Here is a 22045-nt window from a genome sequence, read left to right on the forward strand (position 1 = left end):
GGCCGGTGGCTTTCACCACCGACCCTCTACTCTACGTCAGTTGCAGATGCCGCTATTGACGGTGCTTCTCGGCGCCTACTTGATGGAGCCGCCGGCCGCGACGATCTTCTGCTCGGCCGAGCCGGAGACCTTGTCGACGGACACGTTCAGCTTCACCGCGATGTCGCCGGTGCCGAGCACCTTGACCTTCTCGTTCTTGCGAACGGCGCCCTTGGCCACCAGGTCGGCGACGGTCACGTCGCCACCCGACGGGTAGAGCTCGGCCAGCTTGTCCAGGTTCACGACCTGGTACTCGACACGGAACGGGTTCTTGAAGCCGCGCAGCTTCGGCGCACGCATGACCGAGTTGAGCTGGCCACCCTCGAAGCCCGGGCGCACCTGGTAGCGCGCCTTCGTGCCCTTGGTGCCGCGGCCCGCGGTCTTACCCTTCGAACCCTCACCGCGACCCACGCGGGTGCGGTCCTTCTTGGCACCTGCGGCGGGGCGCAGGTGGTGCACCTTGAGAACGCTCACGCGCTCTGCAGGAGCCTCGGTCTTCGCCGCGGCCGCCTTGGTGGCCGGAGCCTTCTTGGCGGCCGGCTTCGCAGTGCTCTTGGACTGCGTGACGGCCTCTTCAGCCTTCTTCTCGTCAGCCATTAGTCGATCTCCTCAACCTTCACCAGGTGAGCGACGGTGCGCACGTAACCGCGGTTCTGCGCATTGTCCTCACGGACGACGACGTCGCCGATGCGCTTGAGCCCGAGGCTGCGCAGCGTGTCGCGCTGGTTCTGCTTCTCACTAACCTTGCCCTTGATCTGGGTGACCTTGAGCCGCGCCATTAGGCACCTGCCTTCGCTGCAGCGGCAGCCTCGGCCGCCTTGGCCTCGGCACGCAGGATGCGGGCCGGAGCGACCTCGTCGTAGTCGAGACCACGGCGGGCGGCAACGGCGCGCGGCTCCTCGAGGCTCTTCAGAGCCGCGACGGTGGCGTGCACGATGTTGATGGTGTTCGACGAGCCGAGCGACTTGCTCAGGACGTCGTGGATGCCGGCGCACTCGAGCACGGCACGGGCGGGGCCGCCGGCGATGACACCGGTACCCGGGGCGGCGGGGCGCAGCAGCACCACGCCGGCCGCGGCCTCACCCTGAACGGGGTGCGGGACGGTCGAGCCGACGCGCGGGACGCGGAAGAAGTTCTTCTTCGCCTCCTCGACGCCCTTCGAGATCGCCAGCGGCACCTCACGGGCCTTGCCGTAGCCGACGCCGACCAGGCCGTTGCCGTCGCCGACGACGACCAGGGCGGTGAAGCTGAAGCGACGGCCACCCTTCACAACCTTGGAGACGCGGTTGATGGTCACAACGCGCTCCAGGAACTGGCTGCGGTCATCGCCTCGCGATCCGCGGTCGCCACCACGGCCGCCGCGGTCGCCACGGCCACCGCGGTCGCCACGACCGCCACGGCTGTCGCGCGTGTCACGGGCGGTCGTGTCGCTGCCCGCGGCAGTCTCGACCGGCTTGTCTGCAATAGTCGCTGCCGTGTCGGTCACGTCCTGCGGCTCCTTCTTGATGTCGTTCGTGTTCGCAGCCTCGTCGCTCACAGGTCCAACCCACCTTCACGTGCACCTTCAGCGATAGCCGCGACGCGGCCCGCGTACTTGTTGCCACCGCGGTCGAAGACGACGGCCTCGATGCCGGCGGCCTTCGCGCGCTCGGCGACCAGCTCACCGACGCGGCGGGCCTTGGCGGTCTTGTCGCCCTCGAACGCGCGCAGGTCGGCCTCGAGGGTCGACGCGGAGGCGAGGGTGTGGCCGACTGCGTCATCCACGACCTGCACGAAGACGTGGCGGGCCGAGCGGGTGACGACGAGACGGGGGCGCAGTGCCGTGCCGACGACCTTCTTGCGGAGGCGGAGGTGGCGGCGGCCGCGCGCAGCAGACTTGCTGTTGTTAGCCATGGTTACTTACCAGCCTTTCCGGCCTTGCGACGCACGATCTCGCCGGCGTAGCGGATGCCCTTGCCCTTGTAGGGCTCGGGCTTCTTGATCTTGCGGACGATCGCGGCGGTCTCACCGACGAGCTGCTTGTCGATGCCGGTGACAGTCACCTTGTTGTTGCCCTCGACCGCGAAGGTGATGCCCGCGGGCGCCTCGACGGTCACGGGGTGCGAGAAGCCGAGCGCGAACTCGATGGCCGCGCCCTTCTGTGCGACGCGGTAGCCGGTGCCGACGATCTCGAGCTGCTTCGTGTAGCCCTGGGTCACGCCGACGATGTTGTTGTTGATGAGCGTGCGGGTCAGGCCGTGCAGCGAACGCGAGTTGCGCTCGTCGTCCGGGCGGGTGACGAGAACCTGGTTCTCCTCGATCTTGACCTCGATGGGGCTCGCCACGGTGAGCGACAGCTCACCCTTGGGGCCCTTGACGGTGACGGCTGCGCCGTCGATCTTCACATCGACCCCGGCGGGGATGTCGATGGGCAGTCTTCCAATACGCGACATCTTCGATTACCACACGTAGGCGAGGACTTCCCCGCCGACGCCCTTCTTCTCAGCCTGACGGTCGGTGAGCAGACCGGAGGAGGTGGACAGGATGGCGACACCGAGGCCACCGAGGACGGTGGGGATCTCGGTCGACTTCGCGTAGACGCGCAGGCCGGGCTTCGAGACGCGCTTGATGCCGGCGATGGAGCGCTCGCGGTTCGGGCCGAACTTGAGCTCGAGCGTGAGGGTCTTCCCCACGCGAGCGTCGGCGACGGACCAGCCGGAGATGTAGCCCTCGGCCTTGAGGATGTCGGCGATGTGCGCCTTCAGCTTCGAGTGGGGCATGGTCACGGTGTCGTGGTACGCAGAGTTCGCGTTGCGCAGACGCGTGAGCATGTCTGCGACGGGATCAGTCATGGTCATGACTAGGTGATTCCTTTGTTCACCAGGTTTCGCCGGCCGTTACACGAACGACGACCTGTGGTGGTGGGGCGGGGCGGATGCCTCGCCCACAGTGTCCGCCTGATGGCGGGGCCTGTGCTGGGCACAAACCCCGCCATCTTAGCGGGCGTTCCTGAGCGCGAGGCTCAGGAGGGGCTTACGCAGCCTGGTCGTCCGACTTGAACGGGAAGCCGAGCGCGCGCAGCAGGGCGCGGCCCTCGTCGTCCGTCTTCGCCGTGGTGACGACCGTGATGTCGAAGCCGCGGACGCGGTCGATCTTGTCCTGGTTGATCTCGTGGAAGATCGACTGCTCCTGCACACCGAAGGTGTAGTTGCCGTGGCCGTCGAACTGACGGTCCGACAGGCCGCGGAAGTCGCGGATGCGCGGCAGCGCGAGCGACAGCAGACGGTCCAGGAACTCCCACGCGCGGTCGCCGCGGAGGGTGACGTGCGCGCCGATGGCCTGGCCCTCGCGCAGCTTGAACTGCGCGATGGACTTGCGGGACTTGGTGACCTGCGGCTTCTGACCGGTGATGAGGGTGAGGTCGGTGACCGCACCGTCGATGATCTTGCCGTCGCGGGCTGCCTCGCCGACACCGGTGTTCACAACGACCTTCACGAGGCCGGGGATCTGGTGCGGGTTGGTGAAGCCGAACTGCTCCTTGAGAGCCGGCGCGATCTCGCTCTTGTACTTCTGCTTGAGGCGGGGCTGGATCTTGCCAGCCACCGCAGCAGTGGTGTCCGTCATTAGAGGTCCTTACCTGACTTCTTGGCGTAGCGCACGCGGACGTTCTTGGTGACGCCGTCCTTGCTGACCGACTCGACACGGTGGCCGACGCGGGTCGGCTTCTTGGTGTCAGGGTCGACGAGCGCGACATTGGAGATGTGGATCGGGGCCTCGACGGTCTCGAGACCGCCCGTCTTGGAGCCGCGCTGGGTCTGGCCGACCTTCACGTGCTTCGTGACGAAGTTGATGCCCTCGACGACGACGCGGTTCTCCTCCGTGATGACACGCAGGACCTTGCCCTGCTTGCCACGGTCGCCGCCGCGCGCCTGGGTGGCGCCGGCGATGACCTGGACGAGGTCGCCCTTCTTGATCTTGGCCATGTGGACTAAATCACCTCCGGGGCGAGCGAGACGATCTTCATGAACTTCTTGTCGCGAAGCTCACGGCCGACCGGCCCGAAGATACGGGTGCCGCGCGGCTCGCCATTGTTGTTCAGAACAACAGCGGCGTTCTCGTCGAACTTGATGTAGGAGCCGTCTGCACGACGGGTCTCCTTGACGGTGCGGACGATGACCGCCTTGACGACGTCGCCCTTCTTGACGTTGCCGCCGGGGATGGCGTCCTTGACGGTGGCGACGATGACGTCGCCCAGGCCGGCGTAGCGGCGGTTGGAGCCGCCGAGCACGCGGATGGTCAGCAGCTCCTTGGCGCCGGTGTTGTCGGCGACCTTGAGGCGCGATTCGGTCTGGATCATTACTTCGCCTTCTCGAGGATCTCGACCAGACGCCAGCGCTTGGAGGCGCTCAGCGGGCGGGTCTCGTTGATGATGACGAGGTCGCCGATGCCCGCAGTGTTCTGCTCGTCGTGCGCCTTGATCTTCTTGGTGGTGCGCAGGACCTTGCCGTAGAGCGGGTGCTTCTTGCGGTCCTCGACCTCGACGACGATGGTCTTGTCCATCTTGTCGCTGACGACGTAGCCGCGAGCGGTCTTGCGGTAGTTGCGCGCCTCGGCGGCCTGCTCGGCGACCTCGGCCTCAGCCTTCTTGGTAGCCATGCTTATGCCTCCTCGGTCTCGGCGGCGGGAGCCTCGGCCTCAGCCTCGGTCTCAGCAGCCTTCTTGGTGCTCTTCTTGGCGGCAGCCTTCTTCGCCGGCGCCTCGACCGGAGCCGGGACGGCGCGGATGCCGAGCTCGCGCTCACGGATGACCGTGTAGATGCGAGCGATGTCGCGCTTCACGGCGCGCAGGCGGCCGTGGCTCTCGAGCTGGCCGGTGGCCGACTGGAAGCGCAGGTTGAACAGCTCTTCCTTGGCCTTCTTGAGCTCGTCGGTGAGACGAGCCTCGTCGAACGTGTCGAGCTCAGCGGGTGCGAGCTCCTTGGAACCGATCGCCATTACGCGTCGCCCTCCTCGCGCTTGATGATTCGTGCCTTGAGGGGCAGCTTGTGGATGGCACGGGTCAGGGCCTCACGAGCAAGTTCCTCGTTGACGCCGGCGACCTCGAAGAGGACGCGACCCGGCTTGACGTTCGCGACCCACCACTCGGGCGAGCCCTTGCCGGAACCCATGCGGGTCTCGGCGGGCTTCTTGGTCAGCGGACGGTCAGGGTAGATGTTGATCCACACCTTGCCACCACGCTTGATGTGACGCGTCATGGCGATACGAGCGGACTCGATCTGACGGTTGGTCACATAGGCGGGGGTCAGGGCCTGGATGCCGAACTCGCCGAAGCTGACCTTCGTGCCGCCGGTCGCCTGGCCGGAACGGCCGGGGTGGTGCTGCTTGCGGTGTGCAACCTTACGGGGGATCAGCATTATGCCGTGGCTCCTTCCGCGACCGGCTCCTGGTTGCGCGGGGCGCGACGCGGACGGTCGTTGCGGTCGTTACGGTCGCGGCTGGGGCGGGATGCCTGCTCGCGAGCGAGTTCCTTGTTGGTGATGTCGCCCTTGTAGATCCAGACCTTCACGCCGATGCGGCCGAAGGTGGTCTTCGCCTCGTAGAAGCCGTAGTCGATGTTCGCGCGCAGGGTGTGCAGCGGCACGCGGCCCTCGCGGTAGAACTCCGAGCGGCTCATCTCGGCGCCGCCGAGGCGGCCGGAGACCTGGATGCGGACGCCCTTGGCGCCGGCGCGCTGCGCGCCCTGCAGGCCCTTGCGCATCGCGCGGCGGAAGGCCACACGGGCGGAGAGCTGCTCGGCGATGCCCTGGGCGACCAGCTGGGCGTCGGCCTCGGGGTTCTTGACCTCGAGGATGTTCAGCTGGATCTGCTTGCCGGTGAGCTTCTCGAGGTCGGCGCGGATGCGCTCGGCCTCGGCACCACGGCGGCCGATGACGATACCCGGGCGAGCGGTGTGGATGTCCACACGCACGCGGTCACGGGTGCGCTCGATCTCGATGCGGGCGACGCCCGCACGGTCGAGGGTGGTCGTCAGCAGCTTGCGGATCTTGATGTCCTCGCCGACGTAGTCGGCGTAACGCTGACCGGGCTTCGTCGAGTCCGAGAACCAACGCGACACGTGGTCCGTGGTGATGCCCAGACGGAAGCCGTAGGGGTTGACTTTCTGACCCATTACTTCGTCCCTTCGTCCGGAGTGGCCAGGACCACGGTGATGTGGCTGGTGCGCTTGTTGATGCGGAAGGCACGACCCTGCGCACGCGGCTGGAAACGCTTGAGGGTGGTGCCCTCGTCGACGAATGCGCGCGAGATGTAGAGGTCCTGCTCGTCCAAGTACTGGTTCGAGGCATCCGCCTTGACGCGAGCGTTCGCGATGGCCGACGCGACCAGCTTGTAGATCGGCTCGCTCGCGCTCTGGGGCGCGAACTTCAGGATGGCCAGGGCCTCCTGCGCCTGCTTGCCGCGGATCAGGTTGACGACGCGACGAGCCTTCTGAGGCGTGATGCGGATGTGTCGCACGCGTGCGATCGACTCCACCATTTCTTCTCCTCCTAACGTCGCCGGGTTAGCGGCGACGACCCTTCTTGTCGTCCTTCTCGTGTCCACGGAAGGTACGGGTCGGAGCGAACTCGCCGAGCTTGTGACCGACCATGGTCTCGGTGACGAACACCGGGATGTGCTTGCGACCGTCGTGCACCGCGATGGTGTGGCCGAGCATGGCCGGGACGATCATCGAACGGCGCGACCACGTCTTGATCACGTTCTTCGAGCTGGCTTCGTTCTGACGAACCACCTTCTGAAGCAGGTGCTCGTCGACGAAGGGGCCCTTCTTGAGACTGCGGGGCATCTTCTAGTTCTCCTACTTCCGCTTCTTGCCGGTGGGGCGGCGACGAACGATGAGGCCGTCGCTTTCCTTGTTCGCGTGACGGGTGCGGCCCTCGGGCTGACCCCACGGGCTGACCGGGTGACGGCCACCGGAGGTCTTGCCCTCGCCACCGCCGTGCGGGTGGTCGATCGGGTTCATCGCGACGCCACGGACGGTCGGGCGGACGCCCTTCCAGCGCAGACGGCCGGCCTTGCCCCAGTTGATGTTCGACTGCTCGGCGTTGCCGACCTCGCCGATGGTGGCGCGGCAGCGCGCGTCGACGTTGCGGACCTCGCCAGAGGGGAGGCGCAGCTGGGCGTACGGGCCGTCCTTCGCGACGAGACGGACCGAGGCGCCGGCGGAGCGTGCCAGCTTGGCGCCGCCGCCCGGCTTCAGCTCGATCGCGTGCACGACGGTACCGGTCGGGATGTTGCGCAGCGGCAGGTTGTTGCCCGGCTTGATGTCGGCGCCGGCGCCTGACTCGATGACGTCGCCCTGCTTCATGCCGTTCGGCGCCAGGATGTAGCGCTTGGTGCCGTCGACGAAGTGCAGCAGCGCGATGCGCGCGGTGCGGTTGGGGTCGTACTCGATGTGGGCGACCTTGGCGTTGACGCCGTCCTTGTCGTTGCGACGGAAGTCGATGACGCGGTACTGGCGCTTGTGGCCACCGCCGATGTGGCGGGTGGTGATACGGCCCTGGTTGTTGCGACCGCCGGTCTTCGCCAGAGGGCGGAGCAGCGACTTCTCAGGCGTCGACCGGGTGATCTCAGCGAAGTCGGCAACGGACGAACCGCGACGGCCGGGGGTCGTGGGCTTGTAATTACGGATAGCCATAGTTCTTCCTCTGCTCCTAGCCGACAGCCGTGAAGATGTCGATGGAACCGGACTTGAGCGTGACGATGGCGCGCTTGGTGTCCTTGCGCTTGCCGGTGCCGAAGCGGGTGCGGCGGGTCTTGCCCTGACGGTTCAGGGTGTTCACCGACGCGACCTCGACCTTGAAGATCGACTCGATGGCGAGCTTGATCTCGGCCTTGTTCGAGCGGGTGTCGACGACGAAGGTGTACTTGCCCTCGTCGATCAGCCCGTAGCTCTTCTCGCTGACGACCGGGGCGATGATGACGTCGCGCGGGTCCTTGTTGGCGGCCATTACTTGGTCACCTCCTGCTTCTTGGTCTTGGCTGCGACGAACGCGTCGTACGCGGCCTGCGTGAACACGACGTCGTCGCTGCGAAGCACGTCGTACGCGTTCAGCTGGTCGGCGGCGAGCACGTGCACGCTCGGCAGGTTGCGGACGGAGAGCCAGCCGGCCTCGTCAGCGGAGTCGAGCACCACGAGAACGTTCTTGCCGACGCCGAGGCCGGCGAGCAGCGTCTTGGCGGTCTTGGTCGACGGGGTGTCGACCGCGATGGCCTGGACGACGTGCAGGCGGCCGGCGCGAGCGCGGTCGGAGATGGAGCCGAGCAGAGCGGCTGCGATCATCTTCTTGGGGGTGCGCTGGTCGTACTTGCGCGGCACGGGGCCGTGCACGACGCCACCGCCGGTGTGCTCGGGAGCGCGGACAGAGCCCTGACGGCTGCGACCGGTGCCCTTCTGCTTGAACGGCTTGCGACCGGCACCGGAGACCTCGCCGCGGTTCTTCGTCTTGTGCGTACCCTGACGGGCAGCGGCAAGCTGCGCGACGACGACCTGGTGGATCAGCGGAACGTTGGTCTGGACGTCGAAGACCTCGGAAGGCAGCTCGACAGAGCCGGCCTTCTTACCCTTCACGTCGAGGACGTCGAGAGTAGCCATGGTCTTAGGCTCCCTTCACTGCGTTGCGGACGAAGACGATGCGACCGCGAGCACCGGGGACGGCGCCCTTGACGAGCAGCAGGCCCTTCTCGGCATCCACGGAGTGCACCGTCAGGTTCAGCACGGTGACGCGCTCGCCGCCCATGCGGCCGGCCATGCGCATGCCCTTGAACACGCGGCTCGGGGTCGACGATGCGCCGATCGAACCGGGCTTGCGGTGGTTGCGGTGCGAACCGTGCGAGGCGGAGACGCCCTTGAAGTTGTGGCGCTTCATGACGCCGGCGAAGCCCTTGCCCTTGCTGGTGCCGACGACGTCGACGAGCTGGCCGGCCTCGAAGGTCTCACCGACGGTGAGCTCCTGGCCGAGCGAGTACTCGGAAGCGTCAGCGGTGCGCACCTCGGTGAGGTGGCGGCGCGGGGTCACGCCGGCCTTCTCGAAGTGGCCGGTGGCCGGCTGGTTGACCTTGCGCGGGTCGATCTGGCCGTAGGCGATCTGAACGGCGTCATAGCCGTCGACCTCGGGGGTACGGACCTGGGTGACCACGTTCGGAGTGATCTCGACGACGGTGACGGGGATGAGCTTGTTGTTCTCGTCCCACACCTGGGTCATCCCAAGCTTGGTGCCCAGCAGGCCCTTGACGTTCTTGGTCTTTGCAGACATGTGTGCCGGGCCCCCTTACAGCTTGATCTCGATGTTGACGTCGGCGGGCAGGTCGAGACGCATGAGCGAGTCGACGGCCTTCGGCGTCGGGTCGATGATGTCGATCAGCCGCTTGTGCGTGCGCTTCTCGAAGTGCTCGCGGCTGTCCTTGTACTTGTGGGGCGAACGGATCACGACGACCACGTTCTTCTCGGTCGGAAGCGGCACCGGGCCGACGACGGTCGCACCCGCGCGGGTCACCGTGTCGACGATCTTGCGTGCCGAGGTGTCGATGACCTCGTGGTCATACGACTTCAGTCGAATGCGGATCTTCTGTCCCGCCATCACTGACTCGCTCTCGTGTAAGGCGTCTTACGAGCTTCCGGCTCGCATTGGACGCGACGTGCTCCGAGCGGACTGCCGCTCGAAGCTCGTGGTGTAGCACCACTGTTCGGTTTTCAACGCTTGGCGCCGACATGGAGCGGCCCGGGCACAGAGGTGTCCGGGGTTTCCGTTGTCGGATTTTGGCGAGGTGTCCTGCTGCCCGCGGCCTAACCTGAACTGAGCGAATCAGTGGTTATGCACTGCCTGGCAGTGATTCGGTGAGAGCTGAGCCCGTCTGCCGAAATGTTGAACCCTACAAGTTTGCCAGATGAAGACGGATGCTGCAACCCGGGCGTGTCGCGCTTCGGCCCCTTCGCATGCGCGGGTGAAACAACGTGTACGCGGGAGTGAGTTCTGCCGCGTACTCTCCGGTTCTCCCGCGCACACGCAGGTTTTGTGCGTGGCCGCGACCACAGGGCTGAGCGGATGCCTCACAGGGGCCAGCGGAGATGGCGAGGCTCGTGGTTCCGGGGCTCGAGGCCAAGCTCGATCAGACGCCGGCGGAGCCGCGTGCGCGACATCGCAATCCCGCGGTCCCATCGAGCGAAACGGGTGACTCGGCGGCGAACGGCATCTTCGCGGAGTTTCTCACGATAGACGGCCTCGGCTGCGGCGACCCCGTCCGAGTCGTTCGGATCGACGTACTTGACGAGCCCGTCGACCTCGCCCCAGGCATCCGCCCCCGGCCAGTAGAAGTCGCCCCAGTATTCGCGCCCGTCAACCTCGATACGGTGCTGCAGCACCGGCTGCGGGAACCCTGCCAGCGCGATGTTCACGCGGCTCGCCGACTCCAACGGCGACTCCGCGCCGGTGTCCGCGAACTGGATGAGTTCCTGCGCTCGGCGCTTACCCCTGAACTCGCGGGTCGACCACAACTGCCAGATCTCGGACTTCGCGACGAGCGGAAGCGCGCCGCGACCTCGAGGGACCCAGAGGGCCGCATCCGCTGCCGCGATGGCGGTCAGCATGGGCGCCGTGGTCGCGAGGTCAAGGACGGTGCGGGCGATCGACGTCACGAGGAATCCATCGATGTCGACGACGTCAGCCTCGGGCACGCCGATCGCGTGACGGCGGATGCCGGGGTCAGAGCGGCCGCCGCTCGCATGCGGAACCAGGATGTGGACTTCCCTCGGCCACGGTCCGATGATGGGAAGCCCCCAGAGCGCCGCAGCGGAGTAGTGGGATAACACCGGTCGTTTTTTGAAGGTCTGAGTGACGCCGGCAACGAACGCCCGATATCTCTCAGTCGGGGTCAGCGCAGCCCATTCGCCGTCAGGGAATCGAAGTCCTCGACGAAGGCGGATGAGCCCGTTGCCCTGCGCCGCAGCGGGTAGCCGACCCGCCCCGGGAATGACGTGATTCAGCTCTGAGGTCAGCACGGGATCGATTGCCGGAATGAGGAGGCGATCTGCGTTCATGGGCACGACGATGGCCGACTGCACCCATCGCCAGCCGCTGCGAGGGCGCGAAATGTGGACGGCCCCCGCGATGCGATCGCTGTGCTGTCCCAGTCTGGCGCAGCAGACGGCCCCCGGCACAGCACCCGAAACGCTGCGCTGCGCCGCGGCAGCGGCGCGCATGCGCGGGAGAAGCCTCACTTCCGCGGGAGGTCCAGCACCCGCGGAAGCGTCATAACACCCGCGCACGCGGAAGGGCGGCGGGGCTGGGCGAGGCGAGGTGCAAGGGCGGGGACGCGAAAGGGGCCGAGCCCCGACCGGCTCGGCCCCTGTCCTGATGCGGCTTAGCTCTCGGATCGCTCCGGGGCGGCGTGCTTGCGCTGCGCCGTCACGCGCGCGATCGCGATGCCGCCCGCGCCCAAGGCCAGCGCGGAGACCACGAAGACGGTCAGCCCGAGCGGACGGGTCAGGGTCTCGTAGACCTCCGCGATCGGCGTGATCGCGACGTCCTCGGAGATCGGAACGATCTCCTCGTTGATCGGCATGATCTCCTCAGCGATCGGCATCGCCTGCTGATACCCCGCGTCCAGCTCGGCGACGACCGCCACCGGCGCGGCTGCGGCGGGTGCGGCGAACGCGGGCGCCGCCGCGATCATCGCGGTGAACGCCAGGCCGACGGCCGCGAGTGCGGCGATCGCGCGACGGATGCCGCGCCCGGAACGCCTCGTCATGGTCTGTGTCTCGGTCATGGTCTCCACTTTCCCGGCCGGTTCTAGATGGGCCGGCCCCTGTAATGTCTCCATGCTAACACATCTTGCATCTATGTTACATGCGTGCTGTTGACAAAAGGAAAGGGGCCGGGCCCGAAGGCCCGACCCCTCTTCAGGAGATCGCAGTAACCGGAAGTTACTTGATGATCTTGGTGACGGTACCGGCGCCGACGGTGCGGCCACCCTCGCGGATGGCGAAGCCGAGGCCCTCCTCCATCGCGATGGGCTGGATCAGCTCAACGTGGAGGTCGGTGGTGTCACCCGGCATGACCATCTCGGTGCCCTCGGGGAGGGTGATGACGCCGGTCACGTCGGTGGTGCGGAAGTAGAACTGCGGACGGTAGTTCGCGTAGAACGGGTTGTGGCGGCCACCCTCGTCCTTGGACAGGATGTACGCGGTGCCCTCGAACTCGGTGTGCGGCGTGACCGAACCCGGCTTCACGACGACCTGACCGCGCTCGACGTCCTCGCGCTTGGTGCCGCGGAGGAGCAGACCACAGTTCTCGCCGGCCCAGGCCTCGTCGAGCTGCTTGTGGAACATCTCGATACCAGTGACCGTGGTCTTCTGCGTCGGGCGGATGCCGACGATCTCGACCTCGGAGTTGAGGGCGAGCGTGCCACGCTCGGCGCGGCCCGTCACGACGGTGCCACGGCCGGTGATCGTGAAGACGTCCTCGATGGGCATGAGGAACGGCTTGTCACGGTCACGCACCGGGTCCGGGATGGACTCGTCGACGGCGTCCATGAGGTCGAGGATGGACTGCGTCCACGCCTCGTCGCCCTCGAGGGCCTTGAGGCCCGAGACGCGCACGACGGGGGCGTCGTCGCCCGGGAAGCCCTGCGAGGACAGCAGCTCGCGAACCTCGAGCTCGACGAGCTCCAGGATCTCCTCGTCGTCGACCATGTCGGCCTTGTTCAGCGCGACGAGCAGGTAGGGCACGCCGACCTGCTTGGCGAGCAGAACGTGCTCACGGGTCTGAGCCATCGGGCCGTCGGTGGCGGCCACGACCAGGATCGCGCCGTCCATCTGGGCAGCACCGGTGATCATGTTCTTGATGTAGTCAGCGTGGCCCGGCGCGTCGACGTGAGCGTAGTGACGCTTCGGGGTCTCGTACTCGACGTGCGAGATGTTGATCGTGATGCCGCGCTGGCGCTCTTCCGGCGCCGAGTCGATCGAAGCGAAGTCACGCTTCACGTTGACGGCCGACGGATACTTCTCCGCCAGGACCTTCGAGATCGCCGCGGTCAGAGTGGTCTTGCCGTGGTCGACGTGACCGATCGTACCGATGTTGACGTGCGGCTTGGTCCGCTCGAACTTGGCCTTAGCCACTGTGGTCCTCCTCAGGACGCTCGTGTAGAAGCTGCGGGCGGCGTGCGCCGGCCGGACATTCTACGGGGATCTTTTCTATGTTACGGGATAACTACCGGGCATTACAGCGGCCCGGTTCACGGCATCCGCTCGTGATGAATTGAGCGGATGCCGCGCCGGGGGCTTACTCGCCCTTGGCCTTCTGGACGATCTCGTCGGAGACGTTCCGAGGAACCTCGCCGTACGTCTCGAACGTCATCGAGTACACGGCGCGGCCGGCGGTCTTCGACCGCAGGTCGCCGATGTAGCCGAACATCTCGGACAGCGGCACGATCGCGCGGATGACCTTGACGCCGGCGGCGTCGTCCATCGACTGGATCTGACCGCGACGAGCGTTCAGGTCGCCGATGACATCACCCATGTACTCCTCAGGAGTACGGACCTCGACGGCCATCAGCGGCTCGAGCAGGACCGGGTTGGCCTTGCGCGCAGCCTCCTTGAAGCCCATCGAGCCGGCGATCTTGAACGCCATCTCAGACGAGTCGACCTCGTGGTAGCCACCGTCGGTGAGGGTCGCCTTGACGCCCACCAGCGGGAAGCCCGCGAGGATGCCGCCCTGCATGGCCTCCTGGAAGCCGGCGTCGACCGAGGGGATGTACTCGCGCGGGATACGGCCGCCGGTCACGCCGTTCACGAACTCATAGGTCGTCTCAGCGGTGACCTCGAGCGGCTCCAGCTTGAACTGGATCTTCGCGAACTGGCCGGAACCACCGGTCTGCTTCTTGTGCGTGTAGTCGTGGCGCTCGACCGTCTTCTTGATGGTCTCGCGGTACGCGACCTGCGGCTTGCCGACGTTCGCCTCGACCTTGAACTCGCGGCGCATGCGGTCCACGAGGATGTCGAGGTGCAGCTCGCCCATGCCCTTGATGACGGTCTGGCCGGTCTCGGGGTTGAGCTCGGTGCGGAACGTCGGGTCCTCTTCGGCGAGCTTCTGGATCGCGGTGCCCAGCTTCTCCTGGTCGGCCTTGGTCTTCGGCTCGATCGCGACCTCGATCACCGGGTCGGGGAACGTCATCGACTCGAGGACGACCGGGTTCTGCGGGTCGGCGAGGGTGTCACCGGTCGTGGTGTCCTTCAGGCCGATGACCGCGTAGATGTTGCCGGCGGTGACCGAGTCGACCGGGTTCTCCTTGTTGGCGTGCATCTGGAAGATCTTCCCGATGCGCTCCTTCTTGTCCTTGGTCGAGTTGATGACCTGGGCTCCGGACTCGAGGTGGCCCGAGTAGGCGCGGATGTAGGTCAGACGGCCGAAGAACGGGTGCGCGACGACCTTGAACGCGAGGGCCGCGAAGGGCTCGGCCGCGTCGGCGTGGCGGGCGATGATCTTGTCGAAGTCGCGCACGTCGTGGCCGTCGATCGACGGCACGTCGAGCGGCGACGGCAGGTAGTCGATGACCGCGTCGAGCATCGGCTGCACACCGCGGTTCTTGAACGCCGAGCCGCACAGCACGGGGTAGATCTCGGAGGCGATGGTGAGCTTGCGGATCGCGCCCTTGATCTCGGCCTCGGTGAGCTCTTCGCCGCCGAAGTACTTCTCGAGCAGCGCGTCGTCGGTCTCGGCGACGGTCTCGAGCAGCTTCTGACGGTAGTCGGCTGCCTTGTCGGCGAGGTCGGCAGGAATCTCCTGCACCTCGTACTTGGCGCCCATGGTCACGTCGCCCTTGGCGTCACCCGGCCACACGAGGGCCTTCATGGTGACGAGGTCGATGACGCCCACGAAGTCGTTCTCAGCGCCGATGGGCAGCTGGATGACGAGCGGCTTGGCGCCGAGGCGGCTGACGATCGTGTCGACGGTGAAGTAGAAGTCGGCGCCCAGCTTGTCCATCTTGTTGACGAAGCAGATGCGGGGGACGTTGTACTTGTCGGCCTGGCGCCACACGGTCTCGGACTGGGGCTCCACGCCCTCCTTGCCGTCGAAGACCGCGACGGCGCCGTCGAGGACACGCAGCGAGCGCTCGACCTCGACCGTGAAGTCGACGTGGCCGGGGGTGTCGATGATGTTGATCTGGTGGCGGTTCGCCGGGGCGTTCGCGGCGTACGTCGGCGACCAGAAGCACGTGACGGCGGCAGACGTGATCGTGATGCCGCGCTCCTTCTCCTGCTCCATCCAGTCCGTCGTCGAGGCGCCGTCGTGGGTCTCGCCGATCTTGTGGTTCACGCCCGTGTAGAACAGGATGCGCTCGGTCGTGGTGGTCTTACCGGCATCGATGTGCGCCATGATGCCGATGTTGCGGACCTTGTGCAGGTCAGCGAGCACGTCTTGTGCCACGGGGTTCCTCCGGATGGATGGTGAAGGGGAAGTTGTGGTTCAGGCGGGCGACCGGTGCTCGTGGCATCCGATCGCCCACCTGGGCTGTTACCAGCGGTAGTGCGCGAAGGCCTTGTTGCTCTCGGCCATCTTGTGCGTGTCCTCGCGGCGCTTCACCGCGGCGCCGAGGCCGTTCGAAGCGTCGAGGATCTCGTTGGTGAGACGGTCGGTCATGGTCTTCTCGCGGCGGGCCTTGGCGTAGCCGGTGAGCCAGCGCAGCGCCAGGGTGTTCGCGCGATGGGGCTTGACCTCGACCGGGACCTGGTAGGTCGAGCCGCCGACGCGGCGGGACTTGACCTCGATGGTCGGGCGGACGTTGTCGAGCGCCTTCTTGAGCGTGGCGACCGGGTCGTTGCCGGTCTTGGCCTCGACGTTGGAGAGAGCACCGTAGACGATGTTCTCGGCGAGGCCCTTCTTGCCGTCGAGCAGGATCTTGTTGACCAACTGCGAGACGACGGGCGAACCGTAGACCGGGTCGGCGACGACCGGGCGCTTAGGAGCGGGACCCTTGCGAGGCATTACTTCTTCTCCATCTTCGCGCCGTAGCGGCTGCGAGCCTGCTTGCGGTTCTTGACGGCCTGGGTGTCCAGGGCGCCGCGGATGATCTTGTAGCGGACACCCGGAAGGTCCTTCACACGACCGCCGCGGACGAGCACCATCGAGTGCTCCTGCAGGTTGTGGCCCTCACCGGGGATGTAGGCGGTGACCTCGGTGCCGTTGGAGAGCTTCACGCGGGCGACCTTGCGGAGAGCCGAGTTCGGCTTCTTCGGGGTGGTGGTGTACACACGCGTGCACACGCCGCGCTGCTGAGGGTTGGCCTTAAGCGCCGGCGCCTTGGTCTTGACGACCTTGGGGCTGCGACCCTTGCGGACCAACTGCTGAATAGTTGGCACAAATGCTCCTTGTTATTGCTGCACGGTGACAGCGAATTGATGGTTGTTTTTCCATCGGGACCCGTCGCCGACTTCGAGCGAAATCGGAATTGCGTGATGGGTATGCCGTGGGAGACCCTGGGTGAACCAGTTCCGTCTCTTCGCCCGGACACGCCGAGCGTGCGCGCCAAAGCGCACACCCGATCAATGGTATCAGGTGAGCGAACCTGCTGCGCTCGGCGACGAGTAGTTCGCTGAAGGCGTGAAGTGCAGCGCGCCGCTGGCGTCCGGCACGATCGTGCCGGCCACGCTGAACGGGTTCGAGCCGGTCGTCGCGGTGCCTGCCAGGCCGTTCTGACGGGCGCGCGCACTGAAGGTGACGTAGCCCGGTCTGCTCGTCGTGACGGGCCAGCCGCCGAGCAGGTCGCTCCAGTCCCCCGTGTCGAACACGGGCTGCGCCTGCATCGTCCAGTTCCCGTTCGAATAGGTGACGGATGCCTCGGGCACGGCCTGGAACGGGCAGCCCTCCGGGTGGAGGTCGGTCGAGGCGAGGCAGGCGGTGAGCCAGGCGTTCACCTCGGCATCCGCCTGCACCTGACCCTCTGGCACAAGCTCGAGCGACATCACGGCCGGGGCCGAGTGTGCCGCGGCGAAGGTGGCGGTCGCCGACGCGCTGCGGGCCAGGATGACGCTGCCGGTATGCGAGCTCGCCTCGTAGGTACCGGGGAACACGCGCTGCGTGACCGAGGTGCTCGACGCCGGGAACTCGACGCCGCCGACCGTGATCTTGAGGCCGGTCGGCGCGGGCAGCTTCACGGTGATCTCAGGCAGCTGCTGCTTCGCGAGGCGCCACGGCGCGAAGGGGTTCGTGCTCGCGCGGGTGATGTCGAAGCCGGCGATGTAGCTGTCGCCGCCCTGCGTGACGCGAGCGCGCACGGTGCCGGTCGTGCCGGTTGCGGTCGTCGCGAGCACGGTGAAGGAGGTGATGCGATCGGATGCCTGGTCGTAGGCGGCATCCGTCAGCAGCTTGTCGTCACCGCCTGGCGTGATGCGGCCGATCTTCACGGCCTGGGTGACGTCGCCCTTCACGACGGCCTGCAGGTAGGCGCGCACGGGCAACTCGGGGTTCGCGGCGCGCACGGCGGGCGGCACGATCGTCGCGGCGGCGACGATTGCGGCGGCCACCGCCAGGACCGCGACGATGACAGTGACCAGCTGAGGCCGGGTCAGAACGGGCGCGGAGGAGGGCACCTAGTCATCGTCCCATTTCTCCCACGGCCAGCGGGGACGGCCGCGGTCTCCGACGCGGGAGGCGAGGACCAGCATGAACAGCAGGGCGATGACGAAGGCGATGATGCCGGCGGAGATCGCGAACGGGCCCGTGACGAGGCCGCCGAAGAAGATCAGCGCGCCGACGGGGTCGCCGCGACCAAAGAGGTAGGCGAACGCCGCGAATAGGGACCACGCCAGGTAGGCGGCGACGCCGATGCCGAGGGCGGTGAGCGGGGCGACGCGCTGGCGCGACTCGGGGATGCGAAGGGCGATCGGCAGCAGGCATCCGATCATCACCGCCGTCGCCGCGGCCGTCGCGATCGGCCCTGCCAGCTCGCCTGCGCGCGGGTCTGCGATCACCTCGATATCGGCGAGCAGCGAGATGACGCCGAAGACGGCGATCAGCAGGGCGAGGTAGAGACCGGTCGCGAAGATCGCGACGGTTGCGGCGTACTTGCGGAAGCCGGGCAACTCAGACGGTGGATGACTGTTCCAGATCGGCCTCGTAGGCGGCGCGCGCCTCGGCGTTCTTGCGCTTGGCGGACTGGCCGTGGAAGGCGATCCACGCGCCGAACCAGATCACGGCCTCGAGGGCGATGACGCTGACGACGGTGGCGACCCAGAGATACGGGATGTTCGACTGGAAGTAGTCGTGCGTGAAGTCACGGAACTCGCCGGGCGTGAGGTTCCACGCGCGGTTGGTGAGCAGGGCCGCGCCGTAGTAGCCCCCGAAGACGAGGATCGCGACGAAGATGCTGCCGAGCACGTAGCCCCACCAGCGACCGCGGTTGACGATCGCGACCAGCGCGATGAAGGCGGCGGTGAAGACGGCGAGGGGCACCCAGAAATCCCAGCCCTTGGCGTAGCTCTCAAGGTAGTTGGCGGCGCGGTCGCCGCCGTAGCGGACGACCAGGATGCCGTAGGTGGCCGCCAGGTCGGCCGCGCCGAAGACGACGGCCGCGAGAACCGCGATGAGGATGCCGAGGCCGCGGTTGCTGCGCTTCTTCGGCTCGGTCGGGGTCTGGATGTAGGTGGGGCCGGCGTAAGGGGTGGGGGTCGGCTCCGGCGCAGGCTCTTGCCCATAAGCCGGCACCGGCACGGGGGTGGCGATCGGTGCGGCGGTCTCGGGCGCGGTCGGCTCGACGGGGGCGGCGACGGGCGGGGCGGTCGGCTCGGACGGCTCATTCGGTTCGAGGGTGCCCTCCGGTCCCTCCTCGGGCTCGACGGCCAGCACAGGCTCGTCGATCGGCTCGGATTCCGTCAGCGGCGCGGGCTCTGGGGCGACGTGGTCGGAGGCGGCGACGGGCTGATAGTCCGGCGGGAGGGTCGGGGCCACGCCGGTGTCGGTGTGGTCGGCCGGGTCGGAGCTGGTGGTCAGGGGCTGCTCGCCTGTTTCGAGCTCGCGGGCCGTCTCATCGGCGAGGGGCGTGGGCTCTTCGTCGGAACGCGGCGTCGGCGTCGTGTCGCTCATGGGGGTCACAGTAGCAACGCGTACCGGCACTGCTAGGGATTGACTGGCACTCAGGCGAGAAGCGCGTCAGGCATCCTCTTCGCGTCTGGCCTGGCAATTCCATGGGCCCCTGGTCAGCCGATGGCCTGGCGTACAAGCCTCGCCGCCTGACCGTCTTCGCGCGGACGACGCCAGTCTGCAAGGTCTGCGGCGATGAGCCCCACACCGATTTCCGGAAGCCGGTCGGCGACGATGTGTAGGCGGACATTGTTTCGCGATCCCACGGAGAGATAGTGATCTTCGGCGAGTGGCTCGATGTCGCTTCGCATCACATAGCCCTCGAGTTCTGCCTGAGCCGACATGAACGACTCCGGCGCGCTGATCCCAGAGAGCGCGATGCGCTTGTCGTCACGCAGGTATTCCAAAGCAGCCGGGCTAGCTTGATAGTCGACCGCTCTGGCGCGGCGGGCCAACCATGACCGTAAGAGCGCGGCGGGCTCTGCGGACGATCGAAGGCGGGCAAGTCGCTCGTGCAGACGCGCTCGTTCTACACCGCGCAGACCCGACGGCAGTTGCCCCTTGTCGCCGATCGCGCCAATAAGCACCCAGGCATTCGATGGTGACAACGGCCTCGAACGCGACGGTTCCCATCGAAGCGCCGAATCATCGATTACCCAACTCCGCCCGACGCGGCGGGCCTCTACCTCGCCAGCATCGATCAACGCGCGCACCCGGGAGGGGCTGATGCCCTTCGCTTCGGCGAACCCATTCACGCTTTGCATAACACTACTATGCGCTAATCAACATAGAAGTGTTACCACTTGACGGGGTATTCCCGGCTACTGCGTTCGGCGCTGGCGTCTGACGAAGCCCACCAGCATCTGAAGAGCGCGTTCTCCTTCGTCAAACAGAGCGGCCGCCCTGCCCGCAGCCGACAGCTCACCGACAACCGCGGCGACTCGCTGGAGCTCTCGGCTGGATAACGGCGATGCAGAGTTGTCACGAGCGTCAAGGAGCAGGGCCAGGGTCAGCACGTCGATGAGATGGCGACCTCGGTTCTGATCGAGCACTACACCCCATGCCGCCGACTTCGCGGCGATAGCGCCGGTGAGGTCGGGACGATTCACCGTACCCACTCGCCCATTGACTGACACGGCAACCTGGCTTGACCGATCCAAGGCGGCCTGAGCCCCTGGAGTAGGCAGCGTCGTGGCGCCGCTCACACCTCTACGGCGAGTTGCTCGCTCCCCGAGATGTCGCGGGATGAGCACATCAACCACGGCGCCCTCCCGGACCCAACGGTGCTGATACCCATTCGCGTTCGGGGGCTCCGCCTCGAACCCGACGTCTCTCAGCGCGGCGGTGAACTTCCACAGCATCTGCGGCTCGGCCCGGACATCCAGCACGGCATCCGCGTCGTCGGTCGGGCGAGACGGGAACTGCCCGCGCTCAAAGCAGTGCAACTGCACCATCTGGCCCCCGACGAGAGTCCAGCCACCGGGAAGCCTCTCGGATACATCGAGCAGCCCGTTCCATGACTTCTCTTGGCCGACGGAAAGCGCCCAGAGTTCAATCACTGACTGAGCTATTCGGTCGACGCGGCAAGGGGTTCGGAGAGCACCAGGAGGTCCATGCGGCCCTGCTGCACGACCTCGCCCGTCTGCTTGCGCAGCGTGAGCTGACGCTCGAGCACGCCGTACTCCCCCGAGCTCGTCGGGCGCACCGACAGGATCTCGACGGTGCAGGTCACGGTGTCGCCGATGAAGACCGGTGCCGTGAACTTCCACTGGTCGATGCCGAGGAGGGCGACGGCGCTGCCCTCGAAGACCCCGGTGCGGGCGATCAGGCCGAGGCAGAGCGACGCGCCGAACATGCCGTGCACGATGCGCTGGCCGTAACGGGTGTTCTTGGCGAACTCCGCGTTGGTGTGCACCTCGTTGTTGTCGTTCGTCAGGTTGGCGAACTGGTACACCTCGGACTCAGTGACCGTGTGGCCGGGCGTGGTGAAGGTCTGGCCAGCGTGGAAGTCGGGGAGGTAGAGGGGCATGCAGCTACGGTACCGATCGACGTGAGCGGATGCTTGCGCCACTGGCATCCGCTGTGCGCTGCCCGGATCCGAGCAGCGCACAGCGGATAGCGGTAGCGCACGCGTTTAGCTGTTGCCGACGAGCACGTAGATGAAGCCGGAAAGGGTCGCCGTCTCTGCCGGCGAGGCCGCCGTGGGCGTGCTCGACTTCGTGCCCGTGTCAGGCGCAGAGGCGTTCTGCGCCAGCGTGATCTTGTTGACGAGGAACAGGCGCGGGCCCTGGTTCTGCACGGCGCTCGTGAACGCCGACACAGCAGCGGTGTCGCCGGTGGCCGACAACGAGACCGGCAGCATCACGAAGTTCGCATTGTTGATCAGCGGGTCGGTGCTGACCGGCGGCGCGACGGCGACGGAGGTCGCGTTGGGGGTCGGGGTCGCGCTCGGCGCCGGGGTCGCGGTGCCGCCGGATGCGGGGGCCGAAGCCGAGGCGGTGGGGGCCGGCGTGGATGCGGGGGCGGAGCCGCCGGCGGCGGTCGGCGCGTACGCGGTCGGCTCACCGACGGTGATCGAGGTGACCGACACGTTCGCGGCGCCCGACTGCTGGGCGACCTGGCGGAAGAAGTCCGTCACCTTCTGGGTGCCCGGAACCGACTGTTGCAGCGTCGCGAGCTGGGCCTTGAGCGCATCGATCGACGCGTAGTCCTTCTTGAGCTGGCCGAGCTGTAGCTCCGTCTGCTGCAGCTGCGACTGCGCCGAGATCTTCTGCTCGTCAGCCGCGCTCGCCTGCTGCAGCTGTGGGTGGATGCCGACCACCCACGCCAGCACGGCGACCAGCGCGGCGACGACGACACCGCCGATCAACCAGAGTCTGTTCGCGTTCATGTCGTCTC

The 22045-nt window shown here is 66.8% G+C and carries 33 protein-coding genes; all 33 read right to left on the reverse strand.

Going from position 1 to position 22045, the window contains the following annotated elements; all coding sequences use genetic code 11:
* Positions 1 to 75 precede the first annotated feature (75 nt).
* Positions 76 to 636, reverse strand: coding sequence for a 50S ribosomal protein L15 (rplO, locus tag D7I44_RS05155; RefSeq protein ID WP_120788504.1), 561 nt, complete (start codon positions 634 to 636; stop codon positions 76 to 78).
* The gene (rpmD, locus tag D7I44_RS05160; RefSeq protein ID WP_120788505.1) at positions 636 to 818 is read right to left on the reverse strand and encodes a 50S ribosomal protein L30; all 183 of its coding nucleotides are present in this window, start codon (positions 816 to 818) and stop codon (positions 636 to 638) included. Before rpmD ends, rplO begins: the two co-directional genes overlap by 1 nt.
* Positions 818 to 1525 carry a 30S ribosomal protein S5 gene (rpsE, locus tag D7I44_RS05165; RefSeq protein WP_181445616.1) on the reverse strand — a complete coding sequence of 236 codons (708 nt, stop codon included), beginning with the start codon at positions 1523 to 1525 and terminating at the stop codon, positions 818 to 820. Before rpsE ends, rpmD begins: the two co-directional genes overlap by 1 nt.
* Before the next feature lie 47 nt (positions 1526 to 1572).
* Positions 1573 to 1932: a 50S ribosomal protein L18 gene (gene rplR, locus D7I44_RS05170; protein ID WP_120788506.1), complete on the reverse strand. Its 360-nt coding sequence runs from the start codon at positions 1930 to 1932 to the stop codon at positions 1573 to 1575.
* Between the two features lie 2 nt (positions 1933 to 1934).
* Positions 1935 to 2471 (reverse strand): 50S ribosomal protein L6, encoded by a 537-nt coding sequence (gene rplF, locus D7I44_RS05175; protein ID WP_120788507.1) that lies wholly within the window; start codon positions 2469 to 2471, stop codon positions 1935 to 1937.
* Positions 2472 to 2477: 6 nt separating this feature from the next.
* Complete coding sequence (gene rpsH / locus D7I44_RS05180) at positions 2478 to 2876, reverse strand: 30S ribosomal protein S8 (RefSeq protein ID WP_120788508.1); 399 nt, start codon at positions 2874 to 2876, stop codon at positions 2478 to 2480.
* A gap of 175 nt (positions 2877 to 3051) precedes the next feature.
* On the reverse strand, positions 3052 to 3642 hold the full coding sequence (gene rplE, locus D7I44_RS05185; RefSeq protein ID WP_120788509.1) for a 50S ribosomal protein L5: 591 nt from the start codon (positions 3640 to 3642) through the stop codon (positions 3052 to 3054).
* Positions 3642 to 4001 carry a 50S ribosomal protein L24 gene (rplX, locus tag D7I44_RS05190; RefSeq protein ID WP_120788510.1) on the reverse strand — a complete coding sequence of 120 codons (360 nt, stop codon included), beginning with the start codon at positions 3999 to 4001 and terminating at the stop codon, positions 3642 to 3644. Before rplX ends, rplE begins: the two co-directional genes overlap by 1 nt.
* A gap of 5 nt (positions 4002 to 4006) precedes the next feature.
* Positions 4007 to 4375 (reverse strand): 50S ribosomal protein L14, encoded by a 369-nt coding sequence (gene rplN / locus D7I44_RS05195; RefSeq protein ID WP_120788511.1) that lies wholly within the window; start codon positions 4373 to 4375, stop codon positions 4007 to 4009.
* The gene (gene rpsQ / locus D7I44_RS05200) at positions 4375 to 4674 is read right to left on the reverse strand and encodes a 30S ribosomal protein S17 (RefSeq protein WP_120788512.1); all 300 of its coding nucleotides are present in this window, start codon (positions 4672 to 4674) and stop codon (positions 4375 to 4377) included. The genes rplN and rpsQ overlap by 1 nt, the downstream gene beginning before the upstream one ends.
* 2 nt (positions 4675 to 4676) lie before the next feature.
* Positions 4677 to 5012 carry a 50S ribosomal protein L29 gene (gene rpmC, locus D7I44_RS18630; protein ID WP_120788513.1) on the reverse strand — a complete coding sequence of 112 codons (336 nt, stop codon included), beginning with the start codon at positions 5010 to 5012 and terminating at the stop codon, positions 4677 to 4679.
* Entirely contained in the window at positions 5012 to 5431 is a 420-nt protein-coding gene (gene rplP, locus D7I44_RS05210; RefSeq protein WP_120788514.1) for a 50S ribosomal protein L16, read from the reverse strand. The genes rpmC and rplP overlap by 1 nt, the downstream gene beginning before the upstream one ends.
* Positions 5431 to 6186 (reverse strand): 30S ribosomal protein S3, encoded by a 756-nt coding sequence (gene rpsC / locus D7I44_RS05215; RefSeq protein WP_120788515.1) that lies wholly within the window; start codon positions 6184 to 6186, stop codon positions 5431 to 5433. The genes rplP and rpsC overlap by 1 nt, the downstream gene beginning before the upstream one ends.
* Complete coding sequence (gene rplV / locus D7I44_RS05220) at positions 6186 to 6551, reverse strand: 50S ribosomal protein L22 (protein ID WP_120788516.1); 366 nt, start codon at positions 6549 to 6551, stop codon at positions 6186 to 6188. Before rplV ends, rpsC begins: the two co-directional genes overlap by 1 nt.
* Positions 6552 to 6576: 25 nt before the next feature.
* Positions 6577 to 6858 (reverse strand): 30S ribosomal protein S19, encoded by a 282-nt coding sequence (gene rpsS, locus D7I44_RS05225; protein WP_120788517.1) that lies wholly within the window; start codon positions 6856 to 6858, stop codon positions 6577 to 6579.
* Positions 6859 to 6870: 12 nt separating this feature from the next.
* Positions 6871 to 7710, reverse strand: coding sequence for a 50S ribosomal protein L2 (rplB, locus tag D7I44_RS05230; RefSeq protein ID WP_120788518.1), 840 nt, complete (start codon positions 7708 to 7710; stop codon positions 6871 to 6873).
* A 16-nt stretch (positions 7711 to 7726) separates the two neighbouring features.
* Entirely contained in the window at positions 7727 to 8023 is a 297-nt protein-coding gene (gene rplW / locus D7I44_RS05235) for a 50S ribosomal protein L23 (protein WP_120788519.1), read from the reverse strand.
* Entirely contained in the window at positions 8023 to 8667 is a 645-nt protein-coding gene (rplD, locus tag D7I44_RS05240; protein WP_120788520.1) for a 50S ribosomal protein L4, read from the reverse strand. Before rplD ends, rplW begins: the two co-directional genes overlap by 1 nt.
* Before the next feature lie 4 nt (positions 8668 to 8671).
* Complete coding sequence (gene rplC, locus D7I44_RS05245; protein WP_120788521.1) at positions 8672 to 9328, reverse strand: 50S ribosomal protein L3; 657 nt, start codon at positions 9326 to 9328, stop codon at positions 8672 to 8674.
* A 15-nt stretch (positions 9329 to 9343) separates the two neighbouring features.
* The gene (gene rpsJ / locus D7I44_RS05250; protein WP_027479364.1) at positions 9344 to 9652 is read right to left on the reverse strand and encodes a 30S ribosomal protein S10; all 309 of its coding nucleotides are present in this window, start codon (positions 9650 to 9652) and stop codon (positions 9344 to 9346) included.
* Positions 9653 to 10122: 470 nt separating this feature from the next.
* On the reverse strand, positions 10123 to 11109 hold the full coding sequence (locus tag D7I44_RS05255; protein ID WP_162940062.1) for a hypothetical protein: 987 nt from the start codon (positions 11107 to 11109) through the stop codon (positions 10123 to 10125).
* A gap of 323 nt (positions 11110 to 11432) precedes the next feature.
* Positions 11433 to 11837 (reverse strand): hypothetical protein, encoded by a 405-nt coding sequence (locus tag D7I44_RS05260; protein WP_120788523.1) that lies wholly within the window; start codon positions 11835 to 11837, stop codon positions 11433 to 11435.
* Between the two features lie 157 nt (positions 11838 to 11994).
* Positions 11995 to 13188 (reverse strand): elongation factor Tu, encoded by a 1194-nt coding sequence (tuf, locus tag D7I44_RS05265; protein ID WP_120788524.1) that lies wholly within the window; start codon positions 13186 to 13188, stop codon positions 11995 to 11997.
* Between the two features lie 163 nt (positions 13189 to 13351).
* Complete coding sequence (gene fusA / locus D7I44_RS05270) at positions 13352 to 15496, reverse strand: elongation factor G (protein ID WP_120788525.1); 2145 nt, start codon at positions 15494 to 15496, stop codon at positions 13352 to 13354.
* 87 nt (positions 15497 to 15583) lie between these two features.
* Positions 15584 to 16054: a 30S ribosomal protein S7 gene (gene rpsG / locus D7I44_RS05275; RefSeq protein ID WP_120788526.1), complete on the reverse strand. Its 471-nt coding sequence runs from the start codon at positions 16052 to 16054 to the stop codon at positions 15584 to 15586.
* Positions 16054 to 16428, reverse strand: a complete 375-nt coding sequence (gene rpsL / locus D7I44_RS05280; protein ID WP_120788527.1) for a 30S ribosomal protein S12 — start codon at positions 16426 to 16428, stop codon at positions 16054 to 16056. The genes rpsG and rpsL overlap by 1 nt, the downstream gene beginning before the upstream one ends.
* Before the next feature lie 192 nt (positions 16429 to 16620).
* Positions 16621 to 17658, reverse strand: coding sequence for a hypothetical protein (locus tag D7I44_RS05285; RefSeq protein WP_120788528.1), 1038 nt, complete (start codon positions 17656 to 17658; stop codon positions 16621 to 16623).
* On the reverse strand, positions 17659 to 18150 hold the full coding sequence (locus tag D7I44_RS05290) for a DUF6121 family protein (RefSeq protein ID WP_120788529.1): 492 nt from the start codon (positions 18148 to 18150) through the stop codon (positions 17659 to 17661). It lies immediately after the preceding gene.
* 1 nt (position 18151) lies between these two features.
* Positions 18152 to 19150 (reverse strand): hypothetical protein, encoded by a 999-nt coding sequence (locus D7I44_RS05295; protein ID WP_120788530.1) that lies wholly within the window; start codon positions 19148 to 19150, stop codon positions 18152 to 18154.
* 113 nt (positions 19151 to 19263) lie between these two features.
* Entirely contained in the window at positions 19264 to 19911 is a 648-nt protein-coding gene (locus tag D7I44_RS18060; protein WP_162940063.1) for a hypothetical protein, read from the reverse strand.
* Between the two features lie 57 nt (positions 19912 to 19968).
* Positions 19969 to 20706, reverse strand: coding sequence for a hypothetical protein (locus tag D7I44_RS05305; RefSeq protein ID WP_120788532.1), 738 nt, complete (start codon positions 20704 to 20706; stop codon positions 19969 to 19971).
* Between the two features lie 8 nt (positions 20707 to 20714).
* Positions 20715 to 21176 (reverse strand): MaoC/PaaZ C-terminal domain-containing protein, encoded by a 462-nt coding sequence (locus tag D7I44_RS05310; protein WP_120788533.1) that lies wholly within the window; start codon positions 21174 to 21176, stop codon positions 20715 to 20717.
* A 105-nt stretch (positions 21177 to 21281) separates the two neighbouring features.
* Positions 21282 to 22037, reverse strand: coding sequence for a hypothetical protein (locus tag D7I44_RS05315; protein ID WP_120788534.1), 756 nt, complete (start codon positions 22035 to 22037; stop codon positions 21282 to 21284).
* Positions 22038 to 22045: the final 8 nt, after the last annotated feature.

The sequence above is a fragment of the Gryllotalpicola protaetiae genome (assembly GCF_003627055.1).
Lineage (GTDB): Bacteria > Actinomycetota > Actinomycetes > Actinomycetales > Microbacteriaceae > Gryllotalpicola > Gryllotalpicola protaetiae.

What these genes read in the sequence shown, in the direction of transcription:
- rplO (WP_120788504.1), bottom strand. Translation starts at nt 636, where the DNA reads ATGGCTGACGAGAAGAAGGCTGAAGAGGCCGTCACGCAGTCCAAGAGC.
- rpmD (WP_120788505.1), bottom strand. Translation starts at nt 818, where the DNA reads ATGGCGCGGCTCAAGGTCACCCAGATCAAGGGCAAGGTTAGTGAGAAG.
- rplR (WP_120788506.1), bottom strand. Translation starts at nt 1,932, where the DNA reads ATGGCTAACAACAGCAAGTCTGCTGCGCGCGGCCGCCGCCACCTCCGC.
- rplF (WP_120788507.1), bottom strand. Translation starts at nt 2,471, where the DNA reads ATGTCGCGTATTGGAAGACTGCCCATCGACATCCCCGCCGGGGTCGAT.
- rpsH (WP_120788508.1), bottom strand. Translation starts at nt 2,876, where the DNA reads ATGACCATGACTGATCCCGTCGCAGACATGCTCACGCGTCTGCGCAAC.
- rplE (WP_120788509.1), bottom strand. Translation starts at nt 3,642, where the DNA reads ATGACGGACACCACTGCTGCGGTGGCTGGCAAGATCCAGCCCCGCCTC.
- rplX (WP_120788510.1), bottom strand. Translation starts at nt 4,001, where the DNA reads ATGGCCAAGATCAAGAAGGGCGACCTCGTCCAGGTCATCGCCGGCGCC.
- rplN (WP_120788511.1), bottom strand. Translation starts at nt 4,375, where the DNA reads ATGATCCAGACCGAATCGCGCCTCAAGGTCGCCGACAACACCGGCGCC.
- rpsQ (WP_120788512.1), bottom strand. Translation starts at nt 4,674, where the DNA reads ATGGCTACCAAGAAGGCTGAGGCCGAGGTCGCCGAGCAGGCCGCCGAG.
- rpmC (WP_120788513.1), bottom strand. Translation starts at nt 5,012, where the DNA reads ATGGCGATCGGTTCCAAGGAGCTCGCACCCGCTGAGCTCGACACGTTC.
- rplP (WP_120788514.1), bottom strand. Translation starts at nt 5,431, where the DNA reads ATGCTGATCCCCCGTAAGGTTGCACACCGCAAGCAGCACCACCCCGGC.
- rpsC (WP_120788515.1), bottom strand. Translation starts at nt 6,186, where the DNA reads ATGGGTCAGAAAGTCAACCCCTACGGCTTCCGTCTGGGCATCACCACG.
- rplV (WP_120788516.1), bottom strand. Translation starts at nt 6,551, where the DNA reads ATGGTGGAGTCGATCGCACGCGTGCGACACATCCGCATCACGCCTCAG.
- rpsS (WP_120788517.1), bottom strand. Translation starts at nt 6,858, where the DNA reads ATGCCCCGCAGTCTCAAGAAGGGCCCCTTCGTCGACGAGCACCTGCTT.
- rplB (WP_120788518.1), bottom strand. Translation starts at nt 7,710, where the DNA reads ATGGCTATCCGTAATTACAAGCCCACGACCCCCGGCCGTCGCGGTTCG.
- rplW (WP_120788519.1), bottom strand. Translation starts at nt 8,023, where the DNA reads ATGGCCGCCAACAAGGACCCGCGCGACGTCATCATCGCCCCGGTCGTC.
- rplD (WP_120788520.1), bottom strand. Translation starts at nt 8,667, where the DNA reads ATGGCTACTCTCGACGTCCTCGACGTGAAGGGTAAGAAGGCCGGCTCT.
- rplC (WP_120788521.1), bottom strand. Translation starts at nt 9,328, where the DNA reads ATGTCTGCAAAGACCAAGAACGTCAAGGGCCTGCTGGGCACCAAGCTT.
- rpsJ (WP_027479364.1), bottom strand. Translation starts at nt 9,652, where the DNA reads ATGGCGGGACAGAAGATCCGCATTCGACTGAAGTCGTATGACCACGAG.
- D7I44_RS05255 (WP_162940062.1), bottom strand. Translation starts at nt 11,109, where the DNA reads ATGAACGCAGATCGCCTCCTCATTCCGGCAATCGATCCCGTGCTGACC.
- D7I44_RS05260 (WP_120788523.1), bottom strand. Translation starts at nt 11,837, where the DNA reads ATGACCGAGACACAGACCATGACGAGGCGTTCCGGGCGCGGCATCCGT.
- rpsG (WP_120788526.1), bottom strand. Translation starts at nt 16,054, where the DNA reads ATGCCTCGCAAGGGTCCCGCTCCTAAGCGCCCGGTCGTCGCCGACCCG.
- D7I44_RS05295 (WP_120788530.1), bottom strand. Translation starts at nt 19,150, where the DNA reads ATGAGCGACACGACGCCGACGCCGCGTTCCGACGAAGAGCCCACGCCC.
- D7I44_RS18060 (WP_162940063.1), bottom strand. Translation starts at nt 19,911, where the DNA reads ATGCAAAGCGTGAATGGGTTCGCCGAAGCGAAGGGCATCAGCCCCTCC.
- D7I44_RS05310 (WP_120788533.1), bottom strand. Translation starts at nt 21,176, where the DNA reads ATGCCCCTCTACCTCCCCGACTTCCACGCTGGCCAGACCTTCACCACG.
- D7I44_RS05315 (WP_120788534.1), bottom strand. Translation starts at nt 22,037, where the DNA reads ATGAACGCGAACAGACTCTGGTTGATCGGCGGTGTCGTCGTCGCCGCG.